The organism is Paraniabella aurantiaca (assembly GCF_050309965.1).
Taxonomy (GTDB): Bacteria; Bacteroidota; Bacteroidia; order Chitinophagales; family Chitinophagaceae; genus Niabella.
Genome location: NZ_JBLOSY010000001.1, coordinates 737,708 through 760,455, shown reverse-complemented (window position 1 = coordinate 760,455; position 22,748 = coordinate 737,708). Strand labels below are relative to the sequence as shown.

The window sequence follows — 22,748 nt, the reverse complement described above, 5'->3', positions numbered from 1 at the left end:
CTCAATTTATGAATTACTCGTTCTACATTACTGCTGCTTTTTTAGTGCTCGTCGTTATCGGGCTCATTTTCTGGCTCATCTCGATGTATAAAAAAGTTAGCCAGGGAAAAATATTGATCCGTACCGGGCAAGGCGGCGTAAAAGTATTTTTCAATGCCGGCCTGGTTATTCCCATACTGCATAAGCAGGAGGTTATGGATATCTCTGTAAAAAAGCTGGATATTGAACGTATGGGCAGGGAAGGACTTATTTGCAAAGACAATATGCGCGCAGATATCAAAGTGGCCTTTTTCGTTCGCGTAAATAAATCAGTAGATGATATCATCAACGTAGCACAAACCATTGGTACGGACAGAGCATCTTCTCATGAAACGCTAACGGATTTGTTTGAGTCTAAATTCTCCGAAGCCTTAAAAACAGTTGGTAAGAAATTTGATTTCATTGAACTGTATGAAGCGCGTCGTGAGTTCAGGGAAGAGATCATCAATATTATTGGCACCGATTTGAACGGATATGTACTGGATGATTGTGCCATAGATTACCTCGAACAAACCCGTGTGGAGTTATTGGATAGAGAGAATATCCTGGATGCTGAGGGTATCAAAAAAATTACCGAGTTAACCGCGGTGCAAAACATAAAATCGAACCAGATCCGCAGAGATGAAGAGCGTACGATAAAGAAACAGGATGTTGAAACCAGGGAAGCAATATTGGAGCTGGAGCGCCAGCTGAAAGAAAAAGAAGAATCGCAGCGCAGGGAAATTGAAAATATAAAGTCACGTGAGCAGGCAGAAATTGATTCGGTGAAAGAAACCGAGCGGTTGCGTTCTGAAAGGATCAGGATACAAACGGAAGAACAGTTGTTGATCCAGGAAGAAAATAAATTAAGACAGGTGATTATTGCTGCTAAGAACAAAGAGCGTGCAGAAGCCGTAGAGACAGAACGTGTATTGAAAGATAAATACCTGGAGTTAACGGAGCGTGAGCGTGTAGTAGCATTGGCGGGTATCGAAAAAGATAAGGCCCTGGAGATCGAAAAGAAAAACATCCAGGATGCGATTCGCGAAAGGGTGGCCCTGGAAAAAACAGTTGTAGAAGAACAGGAAAAAATAAAGGATGTGCAGGTGTTAAAGGAAGCTAATCGTTTGAAAGATGCGGCAGTGATTAGAGCCAGTCAGGATGCTGAATCTAAGATGATTGAGGAAGTGAAGAGAGCGGAGTCGCAAGAAAAAGCAGCCACTCACGAGGCGCAGAAAGTATTGATTGAGGCCAATGCCCGCAAAGAAGCTGCCGGCAAAGAAGCGGAAGCACGCAAAGTAATAGCGGATGCTAAGGCAAAAGAAGAAGCCACAATAGGTTTGTCTGAAGCGCAGGTGATGCATGCTAAAGCTGAAGCAATGGAAAGACAGGGGTTGGTAGATGCGGCGGTGATTGAAAAGACGGCTATTGCGGAAGCTGCGGGTATAGAAGCCAGGGCGGAAGCCAAACGTAAAGAAGGGCTGGCAGAAGCTGAAGTGATACGTGAGAAAATTGTAGCGGAAGCAAAGGGTATGGACGAGAAATCTCTGGCTATTAAAAAACTGAATGATGCCGGTAAGGAGCATGAGGAGTTTCGCCTTACGTTACAGAAGGATAAGGAAATTGCATTGGCTGAAATCAGCATTCAGAAAGATATTGCAGAAGCGCAGGCCAGCGTGTTGGGTGATGCCTTCAGGAATGCGAAGATTGATATCGTAGGCGGTGACAATACATTCTTTGATAATGTAGTGCGCCAGGTGTCGAATGGTAAAGGGCTGGATAAGCTGATCGATAACTCTTATCATTTATCACAACTATCCGATAATCTGTTAGGCCAGGGTGACGGCGAAGAAAATATTATCAGTAAAATCCGTAACCTGGCTGATAAGTACGATGTAAGCAGCGAGGATATCAAGAATCTTTCTATAGCAGCATTGGTAGCCCGTATTCAAACATCAGCAACGGGATCTGACAAAGGCTTTTTAAACAACCTGCTCAGTTTTGCGAAAGGATTGGGTATTGAAAATAAAAAGATACAGCAGTTGAAGGGATAGATGTGAAATATAACGGATGTCATGGTTGGGCCTGGTGAACCATTGTTGAAATAATAAACCCTTCGTCAGGCTCAGGGTGACATCTGTTTAGGAATATTAACTCATGCAGGTGCTAATTGTAATCATCGGTTTAAGCTGTTCTTAAATAAGATTATAATTGTGAAATTACAATTGCGTTATCTCATCGTTTTCGAAGCAGAATATTATGTCAGAAAATACTACTGAAATACAAATGGATTCCGGCGCCTATGAAGTGATTCTTCAACGGCTGCAGGTTCAGAAAAATAAAATACTGGATAATGTTGCGTTGCTGAATAAGGAGCGTAAGGAAGTGTTCGGCGCAACGGCATTTGAGTTACTGGCAAATTTGCGTATCAACACCGCTAATAACTGCATAGCCAAAGATATAATGGCTATGGGTGGATTGTGCATTTTAGGATACAATGTACAATTTGGATTAAAGCAGGATATTAGCATTGCAGATGTGTTCAGCATTTACCGGTTTGATGGAAAAGAGTTTATTGCGCAAAATACTTCGATGTTAGAACAGGAGGAGTTTGTGACGGAGTTTAAGAACCTGTACAAATACTATCGCAATGCCTCTTTCTCTCGTTTTCATATAAAGGGCAATTTGCTGTATATGGTGTTTCAGCAAACAGCCAATGTGCAGGATATTAAAGCCTTTAAATGGCTGGTAGATGGAGAGCGCCTGCAGTTTATAGACGGTCGTAGTGCACATGAAGTTAAGTATCCTGCACAACACGATTTTGCCTGGGAGAAAGCCACACGCGATATGCAGCGCACGGGTAAAAACCCACATGTTTCTATACTCGATCGCGTTTTTGTGGAGACGATTAACGGTGACCTGTCTATTAAAATAGAAGATAATACGGATACCGGTAAAGGCATCTATCATGAAGACGTAGAGCAGAAAGATCAAACCCTGGACGACGGGGAGATCTGGTTTGCTGACCTGGGTAATATCATTCTGCTCAGAATAAAGCCCTATCTCGAAGACGATCGTTATTTTATTTTTAATGACAGGCTGAAGACGGTGATGCGTGTAGATACATTGGCAGATGCAGGGCTGCTGTTGCCGGAAGGGCAGGGCATACTTCTGTCGAATGGTTATTATCTTCAAAATGGAGAGCATAAAATCTTCGACCGGAAGCTGGAGCAGGTTAAATTTAGTGGCCGTATTGATGCGCCGAATGGAGAGGACTTTCTATACTTATTTTACCAGGAAAGTAGTCATAGCTATATCCTGCTTTCTTATAATGTAATTGAGCAGCAGGTTCAAACGCCTATTCTCTGCAATGGCTTTACCATTTTTGAGAATGGACAGTTATTGTATTTTATTTCCGAGAAAGATCCTACACGTCATCATTTGATACAGGTTTGGCAAACACCTTTTACCAAAGAAATGATGTTGAATGAAGCAGTAAGCCAGCATCATTTATACAAGATCGGTAACAAACCTATTGTGCAGGCGATGGCAGAAGTGCGGGAACTGCTGGTATTGCTGGATCAGCCGGATAACTATGAAGGCTTATACGATGATATATTGGATAAGAGCCGCGAGATCTACGACTCTTATTTCTGGATGCAGGATAGTACGCATTACCAGTTTGCCGCCGCGCTTACCGATCTGAAACAAATTGCCACCAACGCTATTGATGAGTTTCAAAAGGTAGTAGAAATGCGTGCCAATGCTGCCAAGCTCATGGCAGATGCTGAAGAAAAGGTTTCGAAGCTGGTATTCGATGTGCGCACTTCGAAAAAAGAAACCTTGCAGGATTATGTAAAGCTCTTGTCAGCGCTGCGATTATTGAAAGGCGAGCTGATCACGCTGAAAAAAGTAGCTTATACCAATGAAACGGTATTGGCCGCGCATGAGAAAGTGTTAACAGAGAAATCGGATGAACTATCTAAAGCCTGTGTAGAATTTCTGCTACGTGACGATGCCCTTCAGCCCTATCAGCTGCAGATACAGCAATTACAGGAAGCCTTACCAGAGGCCGCAAAAGTGGTGGAAGTAAAAGCACTGGAACAGCAAAGTACGGAGATTGCCGGTGCATTGGAAATGTTGATCGATATCATAAATCAACTAAAAATTGATGATGCTTCCCAGTCCGCAAAAATTATCGAAAATATATCGCAGCTATTTTCCAGTTTAAATCAGTTACGTACCCAAATACAAAACCGGCGTAATGAACTAAATAAAAAAGAATCGCAGGCCGAGTTCCAGGCGCAAATGACTTTGCTGGATCAGTCTATCATCAACTTTCTGGATATGGCTGATAGCCCTGAGAAAGTGAATGAATATTTGTCGAAGCTTACCATACAATTAGAAGAAATAGAAATGCGCTTTGCCGACTGGGATGAAGTACAGGTGCACACTTCGGAGAAGCGGCAGGTGTTATATGACAGTTTTGAAGCGAGAAAAGTGCAATTACTCGAACAAAAAAACAAAAGAGCAGGCCAGTTACAGCAGGCAGCAGAACGAATTATCACCGGTGTAAAAAATAAAGCTAAAAACTTTGAAACTGAATCGGAGATCAATGCCTTCTTTTCATCAGATCTGATGGTAGACCGGGCACGCCAGATGGCACAGGAGCTGATGGCTATGGAGGATGCTGCCAAAAGTGAAGAGATTCAGCAGCAATTGCTGGTGGTGCAGCAGGAAGCGATCCGCAACCTGAAGGATCGGAAAGAATTGTATGTAGATGGTGCGCAGATATTGGCCATGGGTAAATACCGATTTGCCATTCAATCGCAAAATGTAGCGTTAACGCTTACCAACAGGGAAGGCGTTTATAATTATCATATAACAGGCACTTCTTATTTTGAGCCCGTTCATCATCCGGAGATGGAGTCTCTGAAGGCTGTGATAGAGCAGGAATATGTATCTGAGAGCAAGGTTGTTCCAAGGGCTGTGTACCTGGCCTGGCGCATGATGCAGCAATATGCAGCAGATGATCATCCTGCTGCCGCCGAACTGGAGCAGCGGGTTAATGCTTATCTTACGGCTCATCCATCTGAGGGTTATGTAAAAGGGGTGCATGATAAAGATGCCCTGTTACTGGCAACGAATTGGCTGCAGTTAAGGACTGACCTCGGTGTACTGAGTTACCTGCCCGAAGAGCGCGCACTGGCACATATCTTCTGGCATTACCTGCCAGCTGCGGAGAAGGAAGATTTTACCCGCAAGATCACAGCGGTGAAATTCTTAAAAACACATTATAGTCAGCAAAAAGAGATTGAGCTTTTCATAAAAGAGGCTGCAAAAAAAATTAAGATATTTATACAGGAAGAGTTTCCTTATATCGAATTGGATACACAGGCTGCAGCGGCTTATTTATATGGCAGTCCGGCGGGTGTTACTATGGTTTCGCATGCCGATAATGATATATTCACTGCTTTTAAAAAGCACCTGAAAGCTGATTTTATAGACAAGAAGTACCAGGAGTACATGCAGGAGTTGAAAGATAAACCTGCCATGCTTTGGGCGCTGGTGGAAAGCTGGTTGTACCGTTTCTCTGTAAAAGAGCAGATTGAAATTCCAGGTGACCTGATGATGGAGCTCACTGCCATGCTGATCACGGAAGGCAGTACTCGGATTGAAACAGATGATGATCACCATGTCATAGAAGTAGCTGGTCTCCAATCGGTGCAACAGGATGGCAATGCATTTGTGCTGGATCATTATTATTGGGTGAGGTTATTGAAAGATCATGATACGCATATTGTTCCCCAGTTTTTGCGTTTGCAGCAATTAAAGAGAGAGCTGTTGTTGCAGAAGGGCAGGCAATTGAACCTGGAAAACTTCAAAACAGAAGTGCTGACTTCCTTTGTAAGAAACCAGTTAATTAACCAGGTGTATTTCCCGTTGATCGGCGCTAACTTTTCTAAGCAAATAGGAGAGTCGGGTGATGCCAAGCGAAGTGATAGAAGTGGCTTGTTACTGTTGGTATCGCCACCCGGTTATGGAAAAACAACGTTGATGGAGTATGTAGCCGACCGGCTGGGACTGGTATTTATTAAGATCAACGGTCCTTCCCTGGGGCATAGTATTACATCAGTAGATCCCAGTGAAGCGAAAGATGCAGCCGCCAAAAGCGAGCTGCGCAAGCTGAACCTGGCGTTGGAGATGGGCGACAACGTAATGTTGTATATCGATGATATCCAGCATTGTAATACCGAGTTCCTGCAGAAATTTATTTCGCTGGCAGATGGACAAAGAAGGATGGATGGAGTGTTTAATAGCGAGCCTAAAACCTACGATCTGCGGGGCAAACGTTTCGCATTGGTAATGGCAGGTAATCCCTACACCGAGTCTGGTGAAATATTTAAGATACCTGACATGCTCTCCAACAGGGCTGATATATACAACCTGGGTGATATGACTTCGGTAAGTAAAGCCCAGTTTGAAATGAGTATGCTGGAGAATGCTTTGATGGCCAACACGCATTTAAGAAAGCTATCACAAAATGGTATGGAGAACCTGTATAAATTGGTAGCCTATGTACAAGATCCTGAACGCAATCTTCCCAATTTGGATGGTAATTTTACAGCTTCTGAAATACAGGACTTTATACAGGTGGTGAAGCATGCATTGCAGGTAAGAGCTACGGTTTTGAAAGTAAACGAAACCTATATTCAATCGGCAGGCATTATGGATACCTTTAGAGAAGAACCGCCGTTTAAGTTGCAGGGATCTTATCGCAATATGAATAAGATGTTGTCTGCTATTATTCCTATTATGACAGCGGCAGAGGTAACAGAACTGGTGTCCAACCATTATAAAAATGAATCTCAAACGCTTACTAAAGATGCAGAAGCCAACCTTTTAAAACTAAAAGAGATTATGGGCTTACTTACGCCTGAAGAAGTCAGCAGATGGGAGGATATTAAGAAAGAGTTTAAAAAATATCGCATGTTGAAAGGCCTGGGCGATCAGGATAAGTTTTCGCAGATCATTGCACAGATGAACCAGTTTGTAGATGGACTGGAGGGAATTAAAGAAGTGCTGCGGGGAAGTAGTAAGAACTGAATTAGATTTCCCGGCCTTACATTGTAGGCATAGTATATATTTCGCATATTGATTAAATAGTTACGCTCGCGTACTGAAAACATGTGGAAGATGCTAAAATTTCAATTTGATTCGTTTCCCTATTGGGAAACCTGTATCTTTGTTATAAATTGCAATGAAGCCAACCTTTAATATTGAGTTATTACCCGAAGCGGTAGAATTCCTGGAAAACATTGATGACAAAGCCAGGGAAAAAATTTACTACAATATCAGGAAGGCGCAATTTGTAAATGATAATGAACTCTTTAAGAAACTTAATGATTTCATCTGGGAATTTCGAACTTTATACAACAGCAAAGCATACCGTCTTTTTGCATTTTGGGACAGAATAGAAGACAAAGAAGCGTTAGTTATCGCTACACATGGAATTTTGAAAAAGACACAAAAAACTCCAACGAGGGAAATAAAAAAAGCTGAAGAAATAAGGAAACAATATTTTCACAACAAAGCCAATAGGAGATAATTATGACTACAAATAAATTGAAAACTGTTTCGCTTGACACTATGATAGACAAGCATATTGGCAAGCGAGGTACTGACAAGAGAGAGGCATTTGAAAATGAGTTGAGAATAGACTTGTTAGGGCAGGCCATCAAACAGGCGAGGCAGGAGCGCAACTTAACGCAGGAGCAGCTGGGTAATCTTGTTGGGGTACAGAAGGCTCAAATTTCTAAAATTGAGAATAGTGTGAAAAATGCCAGGTTTGAAACTGTTTTGAAAGTGTTTGACGCATTGGGTGCGAAAGTGAATTTTAACGTGGAATTGAACAACAAGAAAATGGCCTATTAATTATTTATGTATAAATAATGAAATATTTACTATTCTTTTCCCTTTTTCTTTCTTTTAAAATAGGTCATTGCCAGGAGACAAAAAAGACGAGACTATACATCATTGGAACCGTTCACGAATCTTCTGCTATTCTAAATCCACAAATGCTATTTGAAATATTGGATCATATAAAACCCGATATTTTGTTGCAGGAGAATGACAGCGAACAAATTTCAAGCTACTTTAAAGATATCAGCCCTCAATCGAATGAACAGAACGCTTCTTTGATGTACTTAAAAAAGTATCCTGAAACATTAAATCTGCCCTTTGAATTTGAACGAAGAAATCAATATAGAAGAGATAACGGAATGGTTCCTACTGATAATCTCACAATAAATCTTATAGATAGCTTGTATAAAAAGAACTTACTTAGTCCGGCAAATACCAAAATTTTCGAGAAGTATAAAGAAGCAAATAGCGCATTGGTTGATTTTTCAAAAAAAGGTATCCAGGCATTGAATTCAAATGAGTTTGAAGCGGCTAACAGGAACAGGCAATTTATACAACATCATGAATTGCCTACAATAACCGGTTCAGAAGAAATCTTTTCCCAAAGGTTTGTGCTGAAGCCTGACGGAGAAAAGATTTCCTATAAAGAGGGCTACCAGCTTTGGTGTAATTTCTGGGATTTAAGAAATAATACTATGGCTATAAACATTATTAAAAAAGCAAATGAGCACAAGGGCAAAAAAATTGCCATTCTTACAGGCGTACAGCATAAATATTATCTAAAAGAATTACTTCATAAATATTATGACGGCAACTATGAAATGGTGGAGTACTTTAAATAAATTGCTTATAACAGGTACGCTTTGTGCGGCCTGGCAGTGAAGAGGTGATTCCCGCGGTTTTTTAAATTTTCAGCTAAACGTAATCCAAACCATTAATAGAAATTTTAAGACAAACCAACTCAACTATAACGATAAACGACATTTTTAAATGAGTCAAAAAGAACTGGCTGAATTAACAGATGAGAAATTACTACAGGCAGCTAAAAAAATGAAATCTGAGGCTATGATGAATGCCGGGTTCATTGGTTTCTTAATAGGCATTGTGTTTTACAGCTTGGTGAAAAACGGTTTTGGATTCTTTCTGCTGATCCCATTGTTTCTTATTTACAAGCTGGTCAATAGAAAGCCGAAATACAACAAACAAGAGCTAGAGCGTATTTTAAAAGAGCGGAATTTGAAATAAGGCAAGTCCCGTAGAGATAATAATCCGTTAAAGGCCTGCTGCTATGGGTACACACCAAAGCGGATATTTTCAGTCCCATAGGGACGACCTGTTGGTAGCCGATAATAGGATAAATGTTCTGCGTGCCGTAGGTACGCAACCTTACAATGTAGGTGTTGTGTTATTCAAGAAAACTTTGAAATGAATTGTGAGCATATACTGATTAGAAAAGCAACCGTAAATGATGTGCCTCTCATACATAAATTGTATGTAGCGGTTAGCAAAACTAAAGGCGGACTGGCTCGGACTGAAGATGAAGTAACAGAAGCCTATGTAAAATATTTTGTACAAAAGTCAGCACAAAACGGGGTACAATATGTTGCAGTTGATGAGCTTCGAAGCAATCAGGTTATTGCTGAAGTACATTGCTATAAACCGGAGCCTAAAGTATTTGAACATGTTTTGAGCGAGCTTACAATCGTTGTTGACCCGGAGTATCAGGGGCGAGGTATTGGGAAGGAACTTTTTCAAACATTGCTGAACCAGGTTGAAGAAAACAGGGAAGATATATGTAGGGTAGAACTGATAGCTAGAGAATCTAATATAAAAGCCATACAATTATATAAGAGCCTCGGCTTTGAAGTGGAAGGCAGGTTACAGGGTAGAATTAAAAATGAAGAAAACCACCTGGAGGCCGACATTCCAATGGCCTGGTTTAATCCCCGTTTCAAATCTTTTTGATATTATAGGGTTCTTCACAAAAGCATAATAGAATATTATCATAATGGTCATTTAGCATTCTGAGGGCTATAGCCCGGTTGACCCGTTATAGTCTGAGATAAAACCATATTGAGGCATGCAGCGGAGAAAGAAGTTGTATTTCCACTACTGCTAAGAATGGGGTTATTTATAGGTCTGTCGCGGTTATAAACCCCTCGCGCGCGGTTCTGAACTACTCCGTTGGGGTTAGTGAACCTGTAATTTGAGGTTGTATAACCCCAAAATCGGGGTTCGGAACCTTAAAAGCGCGGTTTTAGACCCCAAAATTGAGGTTGTATAACCTCGAGAGACCAGTAAAAGACCGGTCCGGACATATATTTTATAGATCGGAAGGTATAATAAACCCATTCAGACAGGTGTTGAATTCCATAGTCGCGGTTGTTTACCCGAAATAATTGGTGGTACAACTTTAACGATCTGGTGTTTTACCTCAGGGGAGCAGTTCTGCATAAACCCGCAGGTGTATTTTGTAGCTCCCGTTCTATAGCTAACTTCTGCGGATATTTACTTCATTGCTTTACCAGCTCACATAATAAGAAAGACTAGGTTCGAGCCTTGAAAGTGCGTTTGCATTACCTCAAAAAGTCTATAAAACATCTGTCAGAATATCAACAGCGGCTAATTGATAAGGATAACTTGGTAAGGAGATGAGTGGAATTTAAGATCGGAAGATTGTTGAAGAAACCTCGAATCGACAGCGCTACTTTTAAGTCCCGTTAGGGACGATTCTTTGGCAGCCGATATTGGCAAGGATATATATTGGTGCCGTAGGTACGCAACTCCCAGACTCAGGTAAAGGGCTGGTAAGCTAATTTCGCAATTAAAGGATACAGGCTAAATGTACTACTATGAAAGTTGCATGTAACAAATGTTTGTCAAAGGAAGAAATTGAAATTCCTGATTTTACTAAAGCTGAAAAGAACAGGCTATTGAAATTGATAGCTCAGTCCGCCCTGCTTTCGATAAAATACATCACAGGTAATTATGGCATTAGCTATCGTGACGCTAAATTTATGGTAACCCATATTAACAAAATCTATGACCATTGCAACTGTTGTAATTTTGAAAAACTTGAGGGCGAGTATATCGCATGCCCGAAATGCGGAGCATTGAATTTTAATTGGAAAAGAACATAGTCTGTATGAAATTTTTTTTAATATTGATAGTATTATCGCTATCCACTTTTAAAGTATTTGGACAAATCCCGATGCGTACAATTGAACAACTTATTGATATAACCGATCCCGGATGGCCATTGGTGAAGCAATGGATCGAAGCTGCAAAAAATAAGGTAGAAGTATTGCCCATGGACACAACAAGGGGCAAAGATGCTTTGTTCAAAACACAGGTAACAACCCGCTCTCCAATGGGTGCTATAATTTTTATGACAGGGGGATTGCTAATTGATAATGGATGGATAAGGATACTTGGGGCGGGAAGCAAAAGGTTGAGCAGGTCTTTACCGGAGTGGAATAAAGGGAAGACATTTAGAGAGTATCGAACGCAACCTCAATTTTTATTGATTGCTGATGATGTATTGGGCGGATTCTTCATACTCAACGGAGGTGCTTTTGGCAACGATCTCGGTAAAGTTTATTATTGGTCTCCCGATAATTTAGAATATGAACCGCTTGATATAACTTATACCGGATTTTTATATTTTTGTTTTAATAACGATCTGGATAAATTCTACGAAGGCTATCGATGGCGCAACTGGAGAACCGATGTTTCAAAACTTACCGGAGACCAGGTGTTCAATTTCTTTCCTTATTTGTGGACCAAAGAAGGAAAAGACCTTAATAAGGTTTCAAGAAAAGCTATTCCGGTAGAAGAGCAGTACAATTTAAATCTCGACTTTAGAAAACAACTGGGGCTTGAAAAAAATTAAAAGTTAGTTCCTAAATATAACCTCATGGATCAATACAAAGAAACATTCGAAACATGGAACAACGTAGCATCTGTTTACCAGGAGAAGTTTATGAACCTTGACCTGTATAATGAAACCTATGATTATATCTTCAATGCAGTAACCAGGCCTAAAGCAAAATTGTTAGAGATCGGATGCGGGCCGGGAAACATCACGAAGTATCTTTTATCTAAAAGGCCCGACTTTGATATTTTAGGAATCGACATCGCACCCAATATGATCGAGCTGGCAAAAGCCAATAATCCCACCGCCAGCTTTGCTGTTATGGACACCCGTGGTATTAAATCGCTTGACACAAAATACGATGCTATTATTGGTGGCTTTTGTTTACCCTATTTATCAAAAAGTGAAAGCGATGAATTGATATCGCAGTCTTATGAAATGTTGAACGCGGAGGGCTTGATCTACCTGAGTTTTGTGGAAGGCGAACCGGCTCAGTCTGGTTTTAAAACAGGCGGCTATGGCAGGGTGTACTTCCACTATCATAATTTGAATGACTTAAAAGCACAATTGACGAAAACAGGATTTGGAGCAATTGAAATATTTAAAGTGCCGTATAAAACATCGCAAACGGGTTTTGATATACATACTATTGTGATCGCAATAAAAAAGTAAAAAATGGGAACATCGAAATTTGATATAGCAGACTATTTGGAAAGCAGCGAAATGATTGCGGAGTATCTGAATACTGCTTTGGAAGAAGGAAATGATACTGAAATTGTAAGGGCGATCGGCAATGTGGCTAAGGCAATTGGTATGATTAAAATGGAAATTGCTGATACAGTTATTTCTGAGTCTTCAACTTAATACCTTCACATACGAACTCAAAAAGCTTACAAGGTTCTACATCAATAGCAAGCGCAATCAGGTATAGTTCATCAACTCGTAATTTGGCCGTTGGGTTAATGGTTAACTCACTTAACCGAGGTTTACTAAGTCCGGTTTTCCTTGAAACTTCGGATTTATTTACTGATTTAACCTGCAAATATTCACCCAACTTAGTCATAGCATTTTCGTCTTTCTGGATTTATATAATGATTCAATGTAAATAATTACAGAAAATCGAAAAAATATTTGGAAATAATATCCGACTTACTGTAAATCTGTACAGAAAGTCTTTAATTGTTTCTTTAAACTATCATGCATTATGAATAAATAAAAATCATTTCATTATCTATAAAAATACTTAGCGTATTTACTTTTCCTCGTGCTAAAAACTACGACCTTTTACGACAACGAGTAAGTAAGGTAAATCGCTCACGTTTTCTTATTATATTTAAGATTCAGCGTGGGCGTTCTTATTTCGTTGTCGGGGTGTCGTAGCCCTTTAGCACGGTAAGGACTAACCCACGCTTCTTTTATGGCGGGGTTCCAATTACTTTTTAAAACCACCTGTTATGAACGCCGTTACTACACCTACCACCCACCACCCGTTTAACGAAGCCCAATGGCTGCGTATTTTATTTCTCATCGCCGATACCGAACAATGGTTACAGCAATTGCATAAAGATATCTTTTACCAGCTCCCACTCAAGCAGCATAAAAAGCTATTGCGTAATAACTGGTACCTCAGCGCATCGGTATTGGCGCATATACTGGAGCGTCATTATGCGCCCATGTCCCGCCACCCCGGCGCTGGTAAGTTTACCATTGGCGTGGAGCGCATTGTTTTCATCATCAAAGAGGCTTTTGCAGCCACCCCACAGCCGGTGCCGCAAAGCTGCAACTACCAAAGGGTTTGGGATGCCAACAGCATCGTTGGTTATGATGTTTGTGGGAGTGTTACGCAGGTTGTTACCGTAATAGCCGATGCCGCAGGGCGGATTGTCACTGCGTTTCCGGGCATTATTGTTAATGTGATGCATGACGGTTCGGGCTCACCGTGACAGTGCCGGAGTGGCCACAAGGCTTTTGTAGAAGTTACGATAGCAGCTGCTGTCATCATAATCTGGCATTCATGATTAATTATTCTTTCTTCCACTTTTGTCTTGAAACAAAAGTGGAGCAAAAATTCAAGCCCGCCCGGATGACCAGTCGGACGGGGCTGTGATGCCTTCGCTAAAAATGACCTTCGTTTCGCTAAAATGCCTGAACTCGCTTCTTAGCGTGAAACAGTTATAAAGTTCGCGCGGGCTCGGACAGCAGGCATTTTTTAACGCTCCACTTCTGTCGTTTTCTTAACGCTCATGCATCAAGGCCGCTTGGCATCCGTTTGGCTTAAATGAGTTTTAGTTGCAAGTGCTGGTAGGGGCAAGCGTGCGTAAGCAAAATATTTGGAGATCATTTGCCAAGCACACCGCTTAATAGATATTCCCCGCCAATCGTCCGGGCAACCCCTGCCCGTTCGGTCAGGCGGGGATTGGCGGTGCCCTTTTTTACTCCACTTTTTTGGGTAAGCAAAAAACGTGGAAAAAAGATTTAAACTCTGTGTTCTTTGACGGAATATGGATATAGTTGATGTCTCTTACATCTTATAGTTAATAAAAACATTTTCCTATGAGCAAACACCAACACCTCGGTTGCTACCTCAACCGCATCGCCATCACCTATAAAGGCAATCCTTTAAAAGTATCATCGCTACAAGTACTAAAGGATTTCTTTACCTATGCCCAACCTGCCGAGCATTTAAAAGCCTTTGATGAATTTTGCCTGGCCGCCCTCCATGATCAATATCGATGGCGCAGAGGTAGTCCGGGCAACGCACTATACTATAGCGAACAGCTGGAGCTATTGATAGAAGCCGCTTACCTGTTGTACCGGCAACCTTCACCCAAAAAAGAGCATGATGAGTTGCTGATGAAAACACTGAATGACTTTTTCCTCCATGCATCCCTGCGCCAATGGAAAAATCGGCATCTTGCTTTTACGCATGCAGCGCTTTCTAAAAGTTCGGTAGCCGATGAGTTGCCCGCTACCGTTGTATATCGACATACAGCATATATCAAACAGCTCCTCATGTCAGCAGCTATTGTAGTGTCTGCTATCGGCAAATGAGCCGTTAATGAAAGAGGCCACCAGCAATGTACAGCGAAATTTGGCTTTGCTATTTTAAACATTCGATTTATTTTAACAGCAACCGCATTTAAACTTGCTAAAAACAATATTAAATTGGAATATGAAAAAACCATCCACCAGTCTACTGCTTTTGCTGGGCTTGCTTTTTTGTAAGCCCGGCAACACCCAAAATCAGGATTCGGCTATTGTATTAATTCTTGACAGCATTCCAACTCTGGTAAGAAGCATTTCTCCTTTCCCGAAGTTTACAATGGAGACCAAAAAATACCAGTTGACAATTTTCGACAACTTTAACGAGCATCGATTTAATCCCAGGCCCGGAGTATTAGACACAATTATTTTTTTACCTCAGAGCGATCATACTATTCTTTCATTTTATTATGAAATAACACGGCAACCTTTAGACTATGTAGTAAGGCGGGGAGATACGCTTGGGTTTCGCTTTGTGAATGGAATGCCTTACGTTACCGTTCACGATAAAAAAAAAGAAGCCGCTTTAAATTATGAGTATAACAAGATAGCAAAGCATGGATTTAGACACACGCCATTCGAATTGTATAAAGAACCTGTAACAGTTTCTAAAAGTGTGAATGAGCTATTGAGTTATAAGAGCGGATTGGAAAATCAATTTTATCTTCCGGCCCGGGGACTGCTTACCGGCGAGTTGTCCGTTCTTAACAGTTGGAAAGAGTTTAAGCAGGAATTTTTACACATGTATGAGTTTTACCATGACAAATTAACAAATCAAATTTACTCAATGGACCGGGCTCAGGCCCAACTTACTGCAGATACTATAAAAAATATACTTTACGCCAACAAAGCGAAGCCTGTCAGTTTATCTTACTCCTATTTTCTTCCTTTGCTTGAAACGATTGCGGATAGTGCCATTTTAAAAAAGGCTACTCTTTTAAGATATTCAAATGGCAGCGAATTAGATTATAGAGAGGTTTACGATAAAACCAATGAATGGGCTGATGTGAACGACTTTTACAAAAAGCAATTGCTGTTTAAGTACCTGCAAAAAATCGGAGACAAATTCTCTCTGTCAGATCTGGAAAAATACCTATCAAAGTTTGCCGAATTTTCAAAGGACACTCTGTTAGTGAAAAACATTAAGAGCAAATTTCTGGTTGCTGATAATAAAATGGCATTAAGCAAAGATTCTTTGTATATGTTGGACGCGCAAAACAGGCAGCTATCGCTTCAGCAGGTTTTAAATGCAAATAAGGGGAAGGTGGTTTATATAGATTTTTGGGCGAGCTGGTGCTTTCCTTGCCGACAACAAATGCCTCACGCCAAAGAACTTTGGAAGCAATTTGAGGATGTTGTTTTTGTATACCTTTCTGTTGATAAGAACAAAGAGGAATGGGCTGGGGCCGCTGCGGCGGAGGGCTTAAGTTCACGTGTACACAATTATGTTGTTCTCAACGCAGAGCAGTCCGCATTTTTGAAAAGCATTGATTTTGGCCCTATTCCCCGTTATTTATTGTATGATAAAGACGGTAAGCTGGTGCACAAAAATGCCCCCGGACCGGGTTCGGAAGAAATAAAAAAGGTAATTGAAACTTATTTGAAGAAGTAAATTTATGCGCTACTAAAAATTCTTAGAAACACCTATACTGGCAGTTTTTCCAAAAGAAAGGCCAAAAGAACTGGGCTTTTTATCGCTATCTTTTTGCCCATATTTTTGGTACTCTACACCACCAATGGATAAGTTTAAACCAAAGTTCTTTTTGATATTAACAAATACCGCGGGAAACAATCTAAACTGTACACCGTTAAAAGAGGTTTCTTCTCTTGTTAGTTGGGTAGCGCCTTCCGGGAAATTTTCGGGGTAGATGGTTTGTGTACCAAGATTTCTCTTCCCGCTCATATAAAGACCCTCCAGCTGACCGAATACGGAAAAAATATCTGATAGTTTTTCAGTGTATCTTAAAAAAGGTCCCATAACCCAATCTTTCCCTTTGGAGGTTGTTTCAAAAGTTATATATCCAACTCCCGGGTAGTAAACATCCCTTACATTTTCGTACTTGCTTGATATAACTGAAAGTGTAGCGCCCGCTGTTAGCTTTTCGCTAAACTGGTAACCGATGTATGGCGCTAATTCGCTTGAACGACTGGTGCCATTAGTTTCGGAAGTTAAAGCTAGTATCAATAGGTTGTCTGTTTTCTTAAACTCAACATTACCTCCTACTAAAACGGTTCCTTTTTGGGCAAAGCCAGTGCAGCTAATAATGATTCCAACGGTCAGTAGTAATTTTTTTTCATAATTTGTTAGTTTGATTTTGCTGCGCAAGATAAATAAATTGTCTTCTTTTTCAATCAACAACAGTATTCGTAAAAAATGTTTGCTGAAATTGCCGGTTTGGCATAAATTTAAATAGGAATACTATTGTTAAGCCATTTAAATTCAACTAAAAGCGAACACTATCGTTTCCTTATCTGGCAATTGAAAAACTATAAAAAATATATCGCATGAAATTATCTGAACTGAAAACCGGCGACTGGATATTACTAAACGACAATGGCGTTGAAAGGGAAGGCACTGTTTTACGTGTAAGCCACGAAGACAATAAAGTGTGTGTAGATAATGGCATACAGGAATTTTGGTATGAACTCGAATTTATCAAACCCCTTCCGCTCAACGAGCAGCAATTGATCAACCTGGGTTTTGAGAAGCTGGAAGTGGGAAATGGCGTAAAATATGGCAAAGGCGCCTTCAGAGTACACGTGCCCTCAGAGACTGATTTTTCGAAAGTAGAAGCCTGGTACCGCGAAGACAGGCGATTTTTTGATCATCCTATGTATGTGCATCAACTACAAAACATTCACCTGGATATGACCAAAGTGCAATTAGAAGCTTGATTATCAATAATTAATAATAGATTGGAGGAAGTGGAAAAGTAAATTTATTTCCTACTTGATCAACCTATCAACTTTTTTGCTACTTTGCGGTAGCAGATTGCCTGTTCTGAAATTTATCGGAACAGGTTTTTTTTATTAACAGAATCTCCGTATCTTTGCACCCCTAAAATTTTTATGGCTAAACAACCCTTAATAAAGCAAGACGGAGTCATTTTGGAAGCCTTGTCCAACGCAATGTTCAGGGTAAAACTGGACAATGGACATGAAATTTTAGCGACCATTTCAGGAAAGATGAGGATGCACTACATCCGCATTTTACCTGGTGACAAAGTAGGATTAGAAATGTCGCCTTACGATTTAACCCGCGGGCGTATCAATTTTAGGTATAAAAATTAAGCTTCAGATCTTAAAAACAAACAAGATGAGAGTAAGAGCATCAATAAAAAAACGCAGCGCGGATTGCAAAATTGTACGCCGTAAAGGAAAGCTGTACATCATTAACAAAAAGAATCCTCGTTACAAACAACGTCAGGGTTAATTTTTGATATTAGTATTTAAACTTAAGAATTTAATATTTATTTATGGCACGTATTGCCGGTGTTGATTTACCAAAAAATAAAAGGGGCGAAATAGGTTTGACCTATATCTACGGAATTGGCCCTTCTACGGCTAAATATATTCTGGATAAGAATAGCATTGACCGTAACAAAAAAGTAAATGATTGGAATGATGACGATTTGAACGCCATCCGTACCACCATTACTGAAGAGCTGAAAGTAGAAGGACAACTGCGTAGCGAAACTCAAATGAACATCAAACGTTTATTGGATATCGCTTGCTACCGTGGTCTTCGTCACAGAAAAGGTTTACCAGTTCGTGGTCAGCGCACAAAAACTAATAGCCGTACTCGTAAAGGTAAACGTAAGACAGTTGCCGGTAAGAAGAAAGCTGCTAAGAAATAATTAGTTAACAGGTTAATGAGTTGTCAGGTTGATGAGGTGGTTATACTTCCTTATCAACATATCAACTTGTTAACTTTTTTTACTATACAGGGCTTCTTATTACTCAACTTCTCCGGATAGCAATGAGGCCTGCAGGAGGGTAGGTTGGGGGTTCTGTTTCGAAGCTTCGGAACGGAATTTTATTATTTAATTTAAAGATTACCTCAGTTCTCATGGCAAAAGCACAATTAAGCGCGAAAGCCGCCGCAAAGAAAAGGATCGTAAAAGTAGATGCCTTCGGCGATGCACACATTTCCGCAACATTCAACAACATCATCATCAGCCTTACCAACAAAACAGGCCAGGTTATTTCTTGGAGCAGTGCTGGTAAAATGGGTTTCCGTGGTTCTAAAAAGAACACTCCATACGCGGCTCAGATGGCTGCTGCAGACGCTGCGAAAGTAGCGCTGGATGCAGGTTTGAAAAGAGTAGACGTTTTCGTTAAAGGTCCGGGTTCTGGTAGAGAAGGTGCTATCCGTTCTTTATCTCAGTCTGGAATCGAGATTGTTACTATTAAAGACGTAACGCCGCTTCCACACAACGGATGCCGTCCTCCTAAAAAGAGAAGAGTTTAATTTTATGTACGGTGTGAGATGTACGGTGTACGGTCCGTATATCCAACATCTCACATTGTACACCTTACATATTTTTGAGCCATTTCGGTTTCATTTTTAAAAAGGGTACGCAATTAATTTTTTACAAAGCTTTTTATCGATTGTAGTACCGGTTTCTAAAAAAGCTTAAATGAAAGTATATTATGGCACGTTACAATGGTCCTAAGACCAAAATCTCCCGTATTTTCGGAGAGCCTATTTTAGGTAATGGTAAATGGTTGGGAAAAAACAGTAACCCTCCCGGTCAGCACGGTGAAAAACGCAAACGTAAAACTTTGGGTGAATACGCTTTGCAGTTGCGCGAAAAACAAAAAGCTAAGTACACTTACGGTGTTTTAGAGAAACAATTCCGCAAAACTTACGAAGAAGCAAACCGTCGTAAAGGTGTTACCGGTGAAAACCTTATCAAATTACTTGAATCTCGTTTAGACAACACTGTATTCCGCATGGGTATTGCGCCTAGCCGCCCTGCAGCACGCCAGCTGGTGAGCCACAAGCACATCGAAGTAAACGGCGAAGTAGTGAACATCCCTAGCTATTTATTGAAAGCTGGTGATATCATCACTATTAAAGAAGGAAGCAGAAGCCGCACTTCTATTACAAGCGTGGTTACTCCTAAAAATCCTAAATACAGCTGGATAGATTTTAACGAGACTACTCTTACCGGTACTTTCATCACTTATCCTGAAAGGGAAAGCGTTCCTGAGAACATTAAGGAACAACTGATTGTTGAATTGTATAACAAGTAATTTGTGTGAATGGTCAATAGTGAATGGTCAATAACTAGTTTCACTATTCATTACTCACTACTCACTTTTAAAATCTAAAATAGGTATGGCAATTTTGAATTTTCAGCAGCCGGATAAAATCATCCTGCAAAAAGCTTCTGATTTTGAAGCCCAGTTTGAGTTTGCACCTTTGGAGCCTGGTTATGGCGTAACCATCGGTAATGCACTTCGCAGGGTTTTATTGAGCTCTTTGGAAGGATATGCTATCTCTGCTATTAAAATAGAAGGTGTTGACCACGAATTTGCTACCATCAAAGGTATCAGCGAAGACCTGGTTGAGATCATCCTTAACTTAAAACAAGTTCGTTTTAAGAAACTGGTTGATCATGAAGTAGCTAACGAGAAGATTTCATTGTCAGTTAAAAATCAGGCACAGTTTACTGCCGGTATGATCGCAGATGGCACTCAGTCATTCCAGATCATGAACCCCGAACTGTTGATCTGTACTTTAGATTCTTCTGCTAAACTGGACATCGAATTAACGATCGGTAAAGGTCGTGGTTATGTTCCTGCTGAAGAAAATGCAGTTAAAGATGCACCAGTTGGTTTAATTCCTATCGACTCTATTTACACTCCTATTAAGAATGTAAAATATAGTATCGAAAATACCCGTGTGGAGCAGCGTACTGACTATGAAAAATTAGTTATGGAAGTTGCTACAGATGGTACCATCCATCCTGAAGATGCGGTAAAGCAAGCAAGCCGTATTTTAATTCAGCACCTGATGATCATCACTGATGAGAACATCACTTTCGATAATAAAGAAGAGAAGAAAGAAGATTTAGTGGATGAGAATACATTGCAATTACGCAAAGTATTGAAAACTCCATTAGAAGACCTTGATCTTTCTGTACGTGCATTTAACTGCCTGAAAGCTGCTAAGATCAATTCTTTAAGCGAGCTGGTACAGTATGAGCAGGAAGACCTGATGAAGTTCAGAAACTTCGGTCAGAAATCTCTTTCTGAGATAGAGCAGGTATTAAACGAAAGAGGTCTTGGTTTTGGAATGGACCTTCAGAAGTTAGGTATCGATAAAGACGATTATTAACAATTGGCCAATGTGCTGATGAGCCAATTAGCTAATTAGCACATTATCACATTGGCATATTAAATAGTAGGCTATAATTCCTGACACGGTATAGCTGAATTCATTAACCGGTTTGGATTTGAAATCTTAAACTTCAAATCTCAAATCTTAAATTAAATGTCATGCGTCACGGAGACAAAATCAAAAATTTAAGCCGCACTAAAGCGCACAGAGAAGCATTATTAGCTAATCTTTCTAACCAGTTAATCGAGCATAAACGTATTGTAACTACTTTGGCTAAAGCTAAAGCATTACGTGTGTTTGTTGAGCCTTTGATCACTAAAAGTAAAGAGAACACTACACACCAACGTCGTATTGTTTTCGGTCACTTACAGGACAAAGAAACTGTAAAAGAATTGTTTGACAATATTGCTCCAAAAGTAGGCGGTCGTCCTGGTGGTTACACTCGTATCATTAAATTAGGCATTCGTCCTGGTGATGCTGCTGAAAAAGCAATGATAGAGTTAGTAGATTTCAACGAAATTTACGGAAACAACGTAGGCGAAGAAAAAGCTGCTGCTAAGAAAACACGTCGTCGTGGTGGTAGCGGTAAAAAAGCTACAGCAACTCCAGCTGAAAATGCTGAAGTAGTTGCAGAAGCTCCAGTAGCTGAAGAAACAAAAGCTGAAGAAGTGGTAGCTGCTGCACCTGCAGTAGAAGAAGCTCCGGCTCAGGAAACAAAAGAAGAAGGTAGCGAAGAAGCGAAAGCTTAATTGTAACCAGATTTATAAAGTTTAGTGCCCCGTTCTGATAACTATCGGAACGGGGCATTTTTTATTGCCGGAAGATAGGAGTCCTGAGATTGCTGCTAACAGCAATTATTGATCAAGATGTCAGCTAAGCTTTTGTAAGCTATATTGGTTAGGTAGAGTAACTTAGTGATAACATGATCAGATACTGGCTTGAGTTTGATTTTAATGATTACATGGGCTCTATCCCGGCAGGACTACATTTAGGTTGTGGTATAACTGCATTTAGTAGTGAGCATGCGTTAGCATTACTGAAAAGTAAAGTGTTTAAAGATGAAGTTTTACCAAGAATTTCTAAGTGTATAAGCAATGTCAATATAAAAACCCTGAACCAGGGGCATATTGTCTCCAATATGAAACCTCCTGTTTATATAGGCATTTGGTTCCCTCTTGGATATGATTAGAACCTAAACCGAAAGTGAACCGTACCGGCAGAATGGATAATATGAATATAAGGAAATTGAAGGCAGTATTGGAGTCTATGGCAGTACCCCATCGGTGGTACTCTATAAATGATGGGCTAAAAGTAGATGCATTAGTGCTCTATGAAAATTATAGGTATTGGGAATTTTTTTATTACAGCGAAAAAGGGGATAGGCTAGATCATAAGATATTTGAAACGGAACATGAAGCCTGTTTGTATTTTTTGGATAAGATTAGATTTCAGCTAGATCTTTTAAAAAGATAAAGATACGGCACATCACTATAAAAAAAGAGGAGTCTTGAGACCCCTCTTTTTTTATAGTGATTAATGGTT

Annotated in this window: 25 protein-coding genes; 23 read left to right on the top strand and 2 right to left on the bottom strand. The window is 40.2% G+C overall.

Features of this window, described 5'->3' with window-relative positions; genetic code table 11:
- The first annotated feature begins 8 nt into the window (after positions 1 to 8).
- The 11 genes from ACLOAU_RS03410 to ACLOAU_RS03360 all read left to right on the top strand — a co-directional run bounded on the left by ACLOAU_RS03410 (position 9) and on the right by ACLOAU_RS03360 (position 12,679).
- Positions 9 to 2,072 (top strand): flotillin family protein, encoded by a 2,064-nt coding sequence (locus ACLOAU_RS03410; RefSeq protein ID WP_427860423.1) that lies wholly within the window; start codon positions 9 to 11, stop codon positions 2,070 to 2,072.
- Positions 2,073 to 2,277: 205 nt separating this feature from the next.
- The gene (locus ACLOAU_RS03405; protein WP_427860422.1) at positions 2,278 to 7,125 is read left to right on the top strand and encodes a DNA repair ATPase; all 4,848 of its coding nucleotides are present in this window, start codon (positions 2,278 to 2,280) and stop codon (positions 7,123 to 7,125) included.
- 154 nt (positions 7,126 to 7,279) lie between these two features.
- Entirely contained in the window at positions 7,280 to 7,627 is a 348-nt protein-coding gene (locus ACLOAU_RS03400) for a type II toxin-antitoxin system RelE/ParE family toxin (RefSeq protein ID WP_427860421.1), read from the top strand.
- Positions 7,628 to 7,629: 2 nt separating this feature from the next.
- Positions 7,630 to 7,953: a helix-turn-helix domain-containing protein gene (locus ACLOAU_RS03395; RefSeq protein ID WP_427860420.1), complete on the top strand. Its 324-nt coding sequence runs from the start codon at positions 7,630 to 7,632 to the stop codon at positions 7,951 to 7,953.
- Between the two features lie 17 nt (positions 7,954 to 7,970).
- The gene (locus ACLOAU_RS03390) at positions 7,971 to 8,783 is read left to right on the top strand and encodes a hypothetical protein (RefSeq protein ID WP_427860419.1); all 813 of its coding nucleotides are present in this window, start codon (positions 7,971 to 7,973) and stop codon (positions 8,781 to 8,783) included.
- A gap of 148 nt (positions 8,784 to 8,931) precedes the next feature.
- A complete protein-coding gene (locus ACLOAU_RS03385) occupies positions 8,932 to 9,186 on the top strand; it encodes a hypothetical protein (RefSeq protein ID WP_427860418.1) in 255 nt (84 codons plus the stop codon).
- A 180-nt stretch (positions 9,187 to 9,366) separates the two neighbouring features.
- Positions 9,367 to 9,906: a GNAT family N-acetyltransferase gene (locus tag ACLOAU_RS03380; protein WP_427860417.1), complete on the top strand. Its 540-nt coding sequence runs from the start codon at positions 9,367 to 9,369 to the stop codon at positions 9,904 to 9,906.
- Positions 9,907 to 10,793: 887 nt separating this feature from the next.
- Entirely contained in the window at positions 10,794 to 11,081 is a 288-nt protein-coding gene (locus ACLOAU_RS03375; protein ID WP_427860416.1) for a hypothetical protein, read from the top strand.
- Positions 11,082 to 11,086: 5 nt separating this feature from the next.
- Entirely contained in the window at positions 11,087 to 11,833 is a 747-nt protein-coding gene (locus tag ACLOAU_RS03370; protein ID WP_427860415.1) for a DUF2625 domain-containing protein, read from the top strand.
- 24 nt (positions 11,834 to 11,857) lie between these two features.
- Entirely contained in the window at positions 11,858 to 12,487 is a 630-nt protein-coding gene (locus tag ACLOAU_RS03365) for a class I SAM-dependent methyltransferase (RefSeq protein ID WP_427860414.1), read from the top strand.
- A gap of 3 nt (positions 12,488 to 12,490) precedes the next feature.
- Complete coding sequence (locus tag ACLOAU_RS03360) at positions 12,491 to 12,679, top strand: helix-turn-helix domain-containing transcriptional regulator (RefSeq protein ID WP_427860413.1); 189 nt, start codon at positions 12,491 to 12,493, stop codon at positions 12,677 to 12,679.
- Here ACLOAU_RS03360 and ACLOAU_RS03355 read toward each other — a convergent pair.
- The gene (locus tag ACLOAU_RS03355; RefSeq protein ID WP_427860412.1) at positions 12,657 to 12,878 is read right to left on the bottom strand and encodes a helix-turn-helix domain-containing protein; all 222 of its coding nucleotides are present in this window, start codon (positions 12,876 to 12,878) and stop codon (positions 12,657 to 12,659) included. The two genes, ACLOAU_RS03360 and ACLOAU_RS03355, sit on opposite strands and share 23 nt — an antisense overlap.
- 391 nt (positions 12,879 to 13,269) lie before the next feature.
- Here ACLOAU_RS03355 and ACLOAU_RS03350 point away from each other — a divergent pair, with 391 nt between their 5' ends.
- The 3 genes from ACLOAU_RS03350 to ACLOAU_RS03340 all read left to right on the top strand — a co-directional run bounded on the left by ACLOAU_RS03350 (position 13,270) and on the right by ACLOAU_RS03340 (position 16,469).
- Positions 13,270 to 13,758: a hypothetical protein gene (locus ACLOAU_RS03350; protein WP_427860410.1), complete on the top strand. Its 489-nt coding sequence runs from the start codon at positions 13,270 to 13,272 to the stop codon at positions 13,756 to 13,758.
- A 610-nt stretch (positions 13,759 to 14,368) separates the two neighbouring features.
- Positions 14,369 to 14,866, top strand: a complete 498-nt coding sequence (locus ACLOAU_RS03345) for a hypothetical protein (protein ID WP_427860408.1) — start codon at positions 14,369 to 14,371, stop codon at positions 14,864 to 14,866.
- A gap of 121 nt (positions 14,867 to 14,987) precedes the next feature.
- The gene (locus ACLOAU_RS03340; protein WP_427860407.1) at positions 14,988 to 16,469 is read left to right on the top strand and encodes a TlpA family protein disulfide reductase; all 1,482 of its coding nucleotides are present in this window, start codon (positions 14,988 to 14,990) and stop codon (positions 16,467 to 16,469) included.
- Between the two features lie 12 nt (positions 16,470 to 16,481).
- Here ACLOAU_RS03340 and ACLOAU_RS03335 read toward each other — a convergent pair whose 3' ends face one another.
- On the bottom strand, positions 16,482 to 17,183 hold the full coding sequence (locus tag ACLOAU_RS03335; RefSeq protein ID WP_427860406.1) for a hypothetical protein: 702 nt from the start codon (positions 17,181 to 17,183) through the stop codon (positions 16,482 to 16,484).
- 179 nt (positions 17,184 to 17,362) lie between these two features.
- On the opposite strand from ACLOAU_RS03335, the gene ACLOAU_RS03330 reads away from it, so the two are divergent.
- The 9 genes from ACLOAU_RS03330 (at position 17,363) to ACLOAU_RS03290 (ending at position 22,395) form a co-directional block, all read left to right on the top strand.
- Positions 17,363 to 17,752 (top strand): hypothetical protein, encoded by a 390-nt coding sequence (locus ACLOAU_RS03330; RefSeq protein ID WP_427860405.1) that lies wholly within the window; start codon positions 17,363 to 17,365, stop codon positions 17,750 to 17,752.
- Positions 17,753 to 17,926: 174 nt separating this feature from the next.
- Positions 17,927 to 18,148, top strand: a complete 222-nt coding sequence (infA, locus tag ACLOAU_RS03325) for a translation initiation factor IF-1 (RefSeq protein ID WP_240847439.1) — start codon at positions 17,927 to 17,929, stop codon at positions 18,146 to 18,148.
- 25 nt (positions 18,149 to 18,173) lie between these two features.
- Positions 18,174 to 18,290, top strand: a complete 117-nt coding sequence (gene rpmJ / locus ACLOAU_RS03320; protein WP_240847440.1) for a 50S ribosomal protein L36 — start codon at positions 18,174 to 18,176, stop codon at positions 18,288 to 18,290.
- A gap of 43 nt (positions 18,291 to 18,333) precedes the next feature.
- A complete protein-coding gene (gene rpsM / locus ACLOAU_RS03315; RefSeq protein WP_240847441.1) occupies positions 18,334 to 18,714 on the top strand; it encodes a 30S ribosomal protein S13 in 381 nt (126 codons plus the stop codon).
- A 212-nt stretch (positions 18,715 to 18,926) separates the two neighbouring features.
- Positions 18,927 to 19,328 carry a 30S ribosomal protein S11 gene (rpsK, locus tag ACLOAU_RS03310; protein ID WP_240847442.1) on the top strand — a complete coding sequence of 134 codons (402 nt, stop codon included), beginning with the start codon at positions 18,927 to 18,929 and terminating at the stop codon, positions 19,326 to 19,328.
- Positions 19,329 to 19,510: 182 nt separating this feature from the next.
- A complete protein-coding gene (gene rpsD, locus ACLOAU_RS03305) occupies positions 19,511 to 20,116 on the top strand; it encodes a 30S ribosomal protein S4 (RefSeq protein WP_427860404.1) in 606 nt (201 codons plus the stop codon).
- Between the two features lie 85 nt (positions 20,117 to 20,201).
- Positions 20,202 to 21,203, top strand: coding sequence for a DNA-directed RNA polymerase subunit alpha (locus tag ACLOAU_RS03300; protein WP_427860403.1), 1,002 nt, complete (start codon positions 20,202 to 20,204; stop codon positions 21,201 to 21,203).
- 161 nt (positions 21,204 to 21,364) lie between these two features.
- Entirely contained in the window at positions 21,365 to 21,955 is a 591-nt protein-coding gene (gene rplQ / locus ACLOAU_RS03295; protein WP_427860401.1) for a 50S ribosomal protein L17, read from the top strand.
- Between the two features lie 173 nt (positions 21,956 to 22,128).
- Positions 22,129 to 22,395 carry a hypothetical protein gene (locus tag ACLOAU_RS03290; RefSeq protein ID WP_427860400.1) on the top strand — a complete coding sequence of 89 codons (267 nt, stop codon included), beginning with the start codon at positions 22,129 to 22,131 and terminating at the stop codon, positions 22,393 to 22,395.
- Positions 22,396 to 22,748 lie beyond the last annotated feature (353 nt).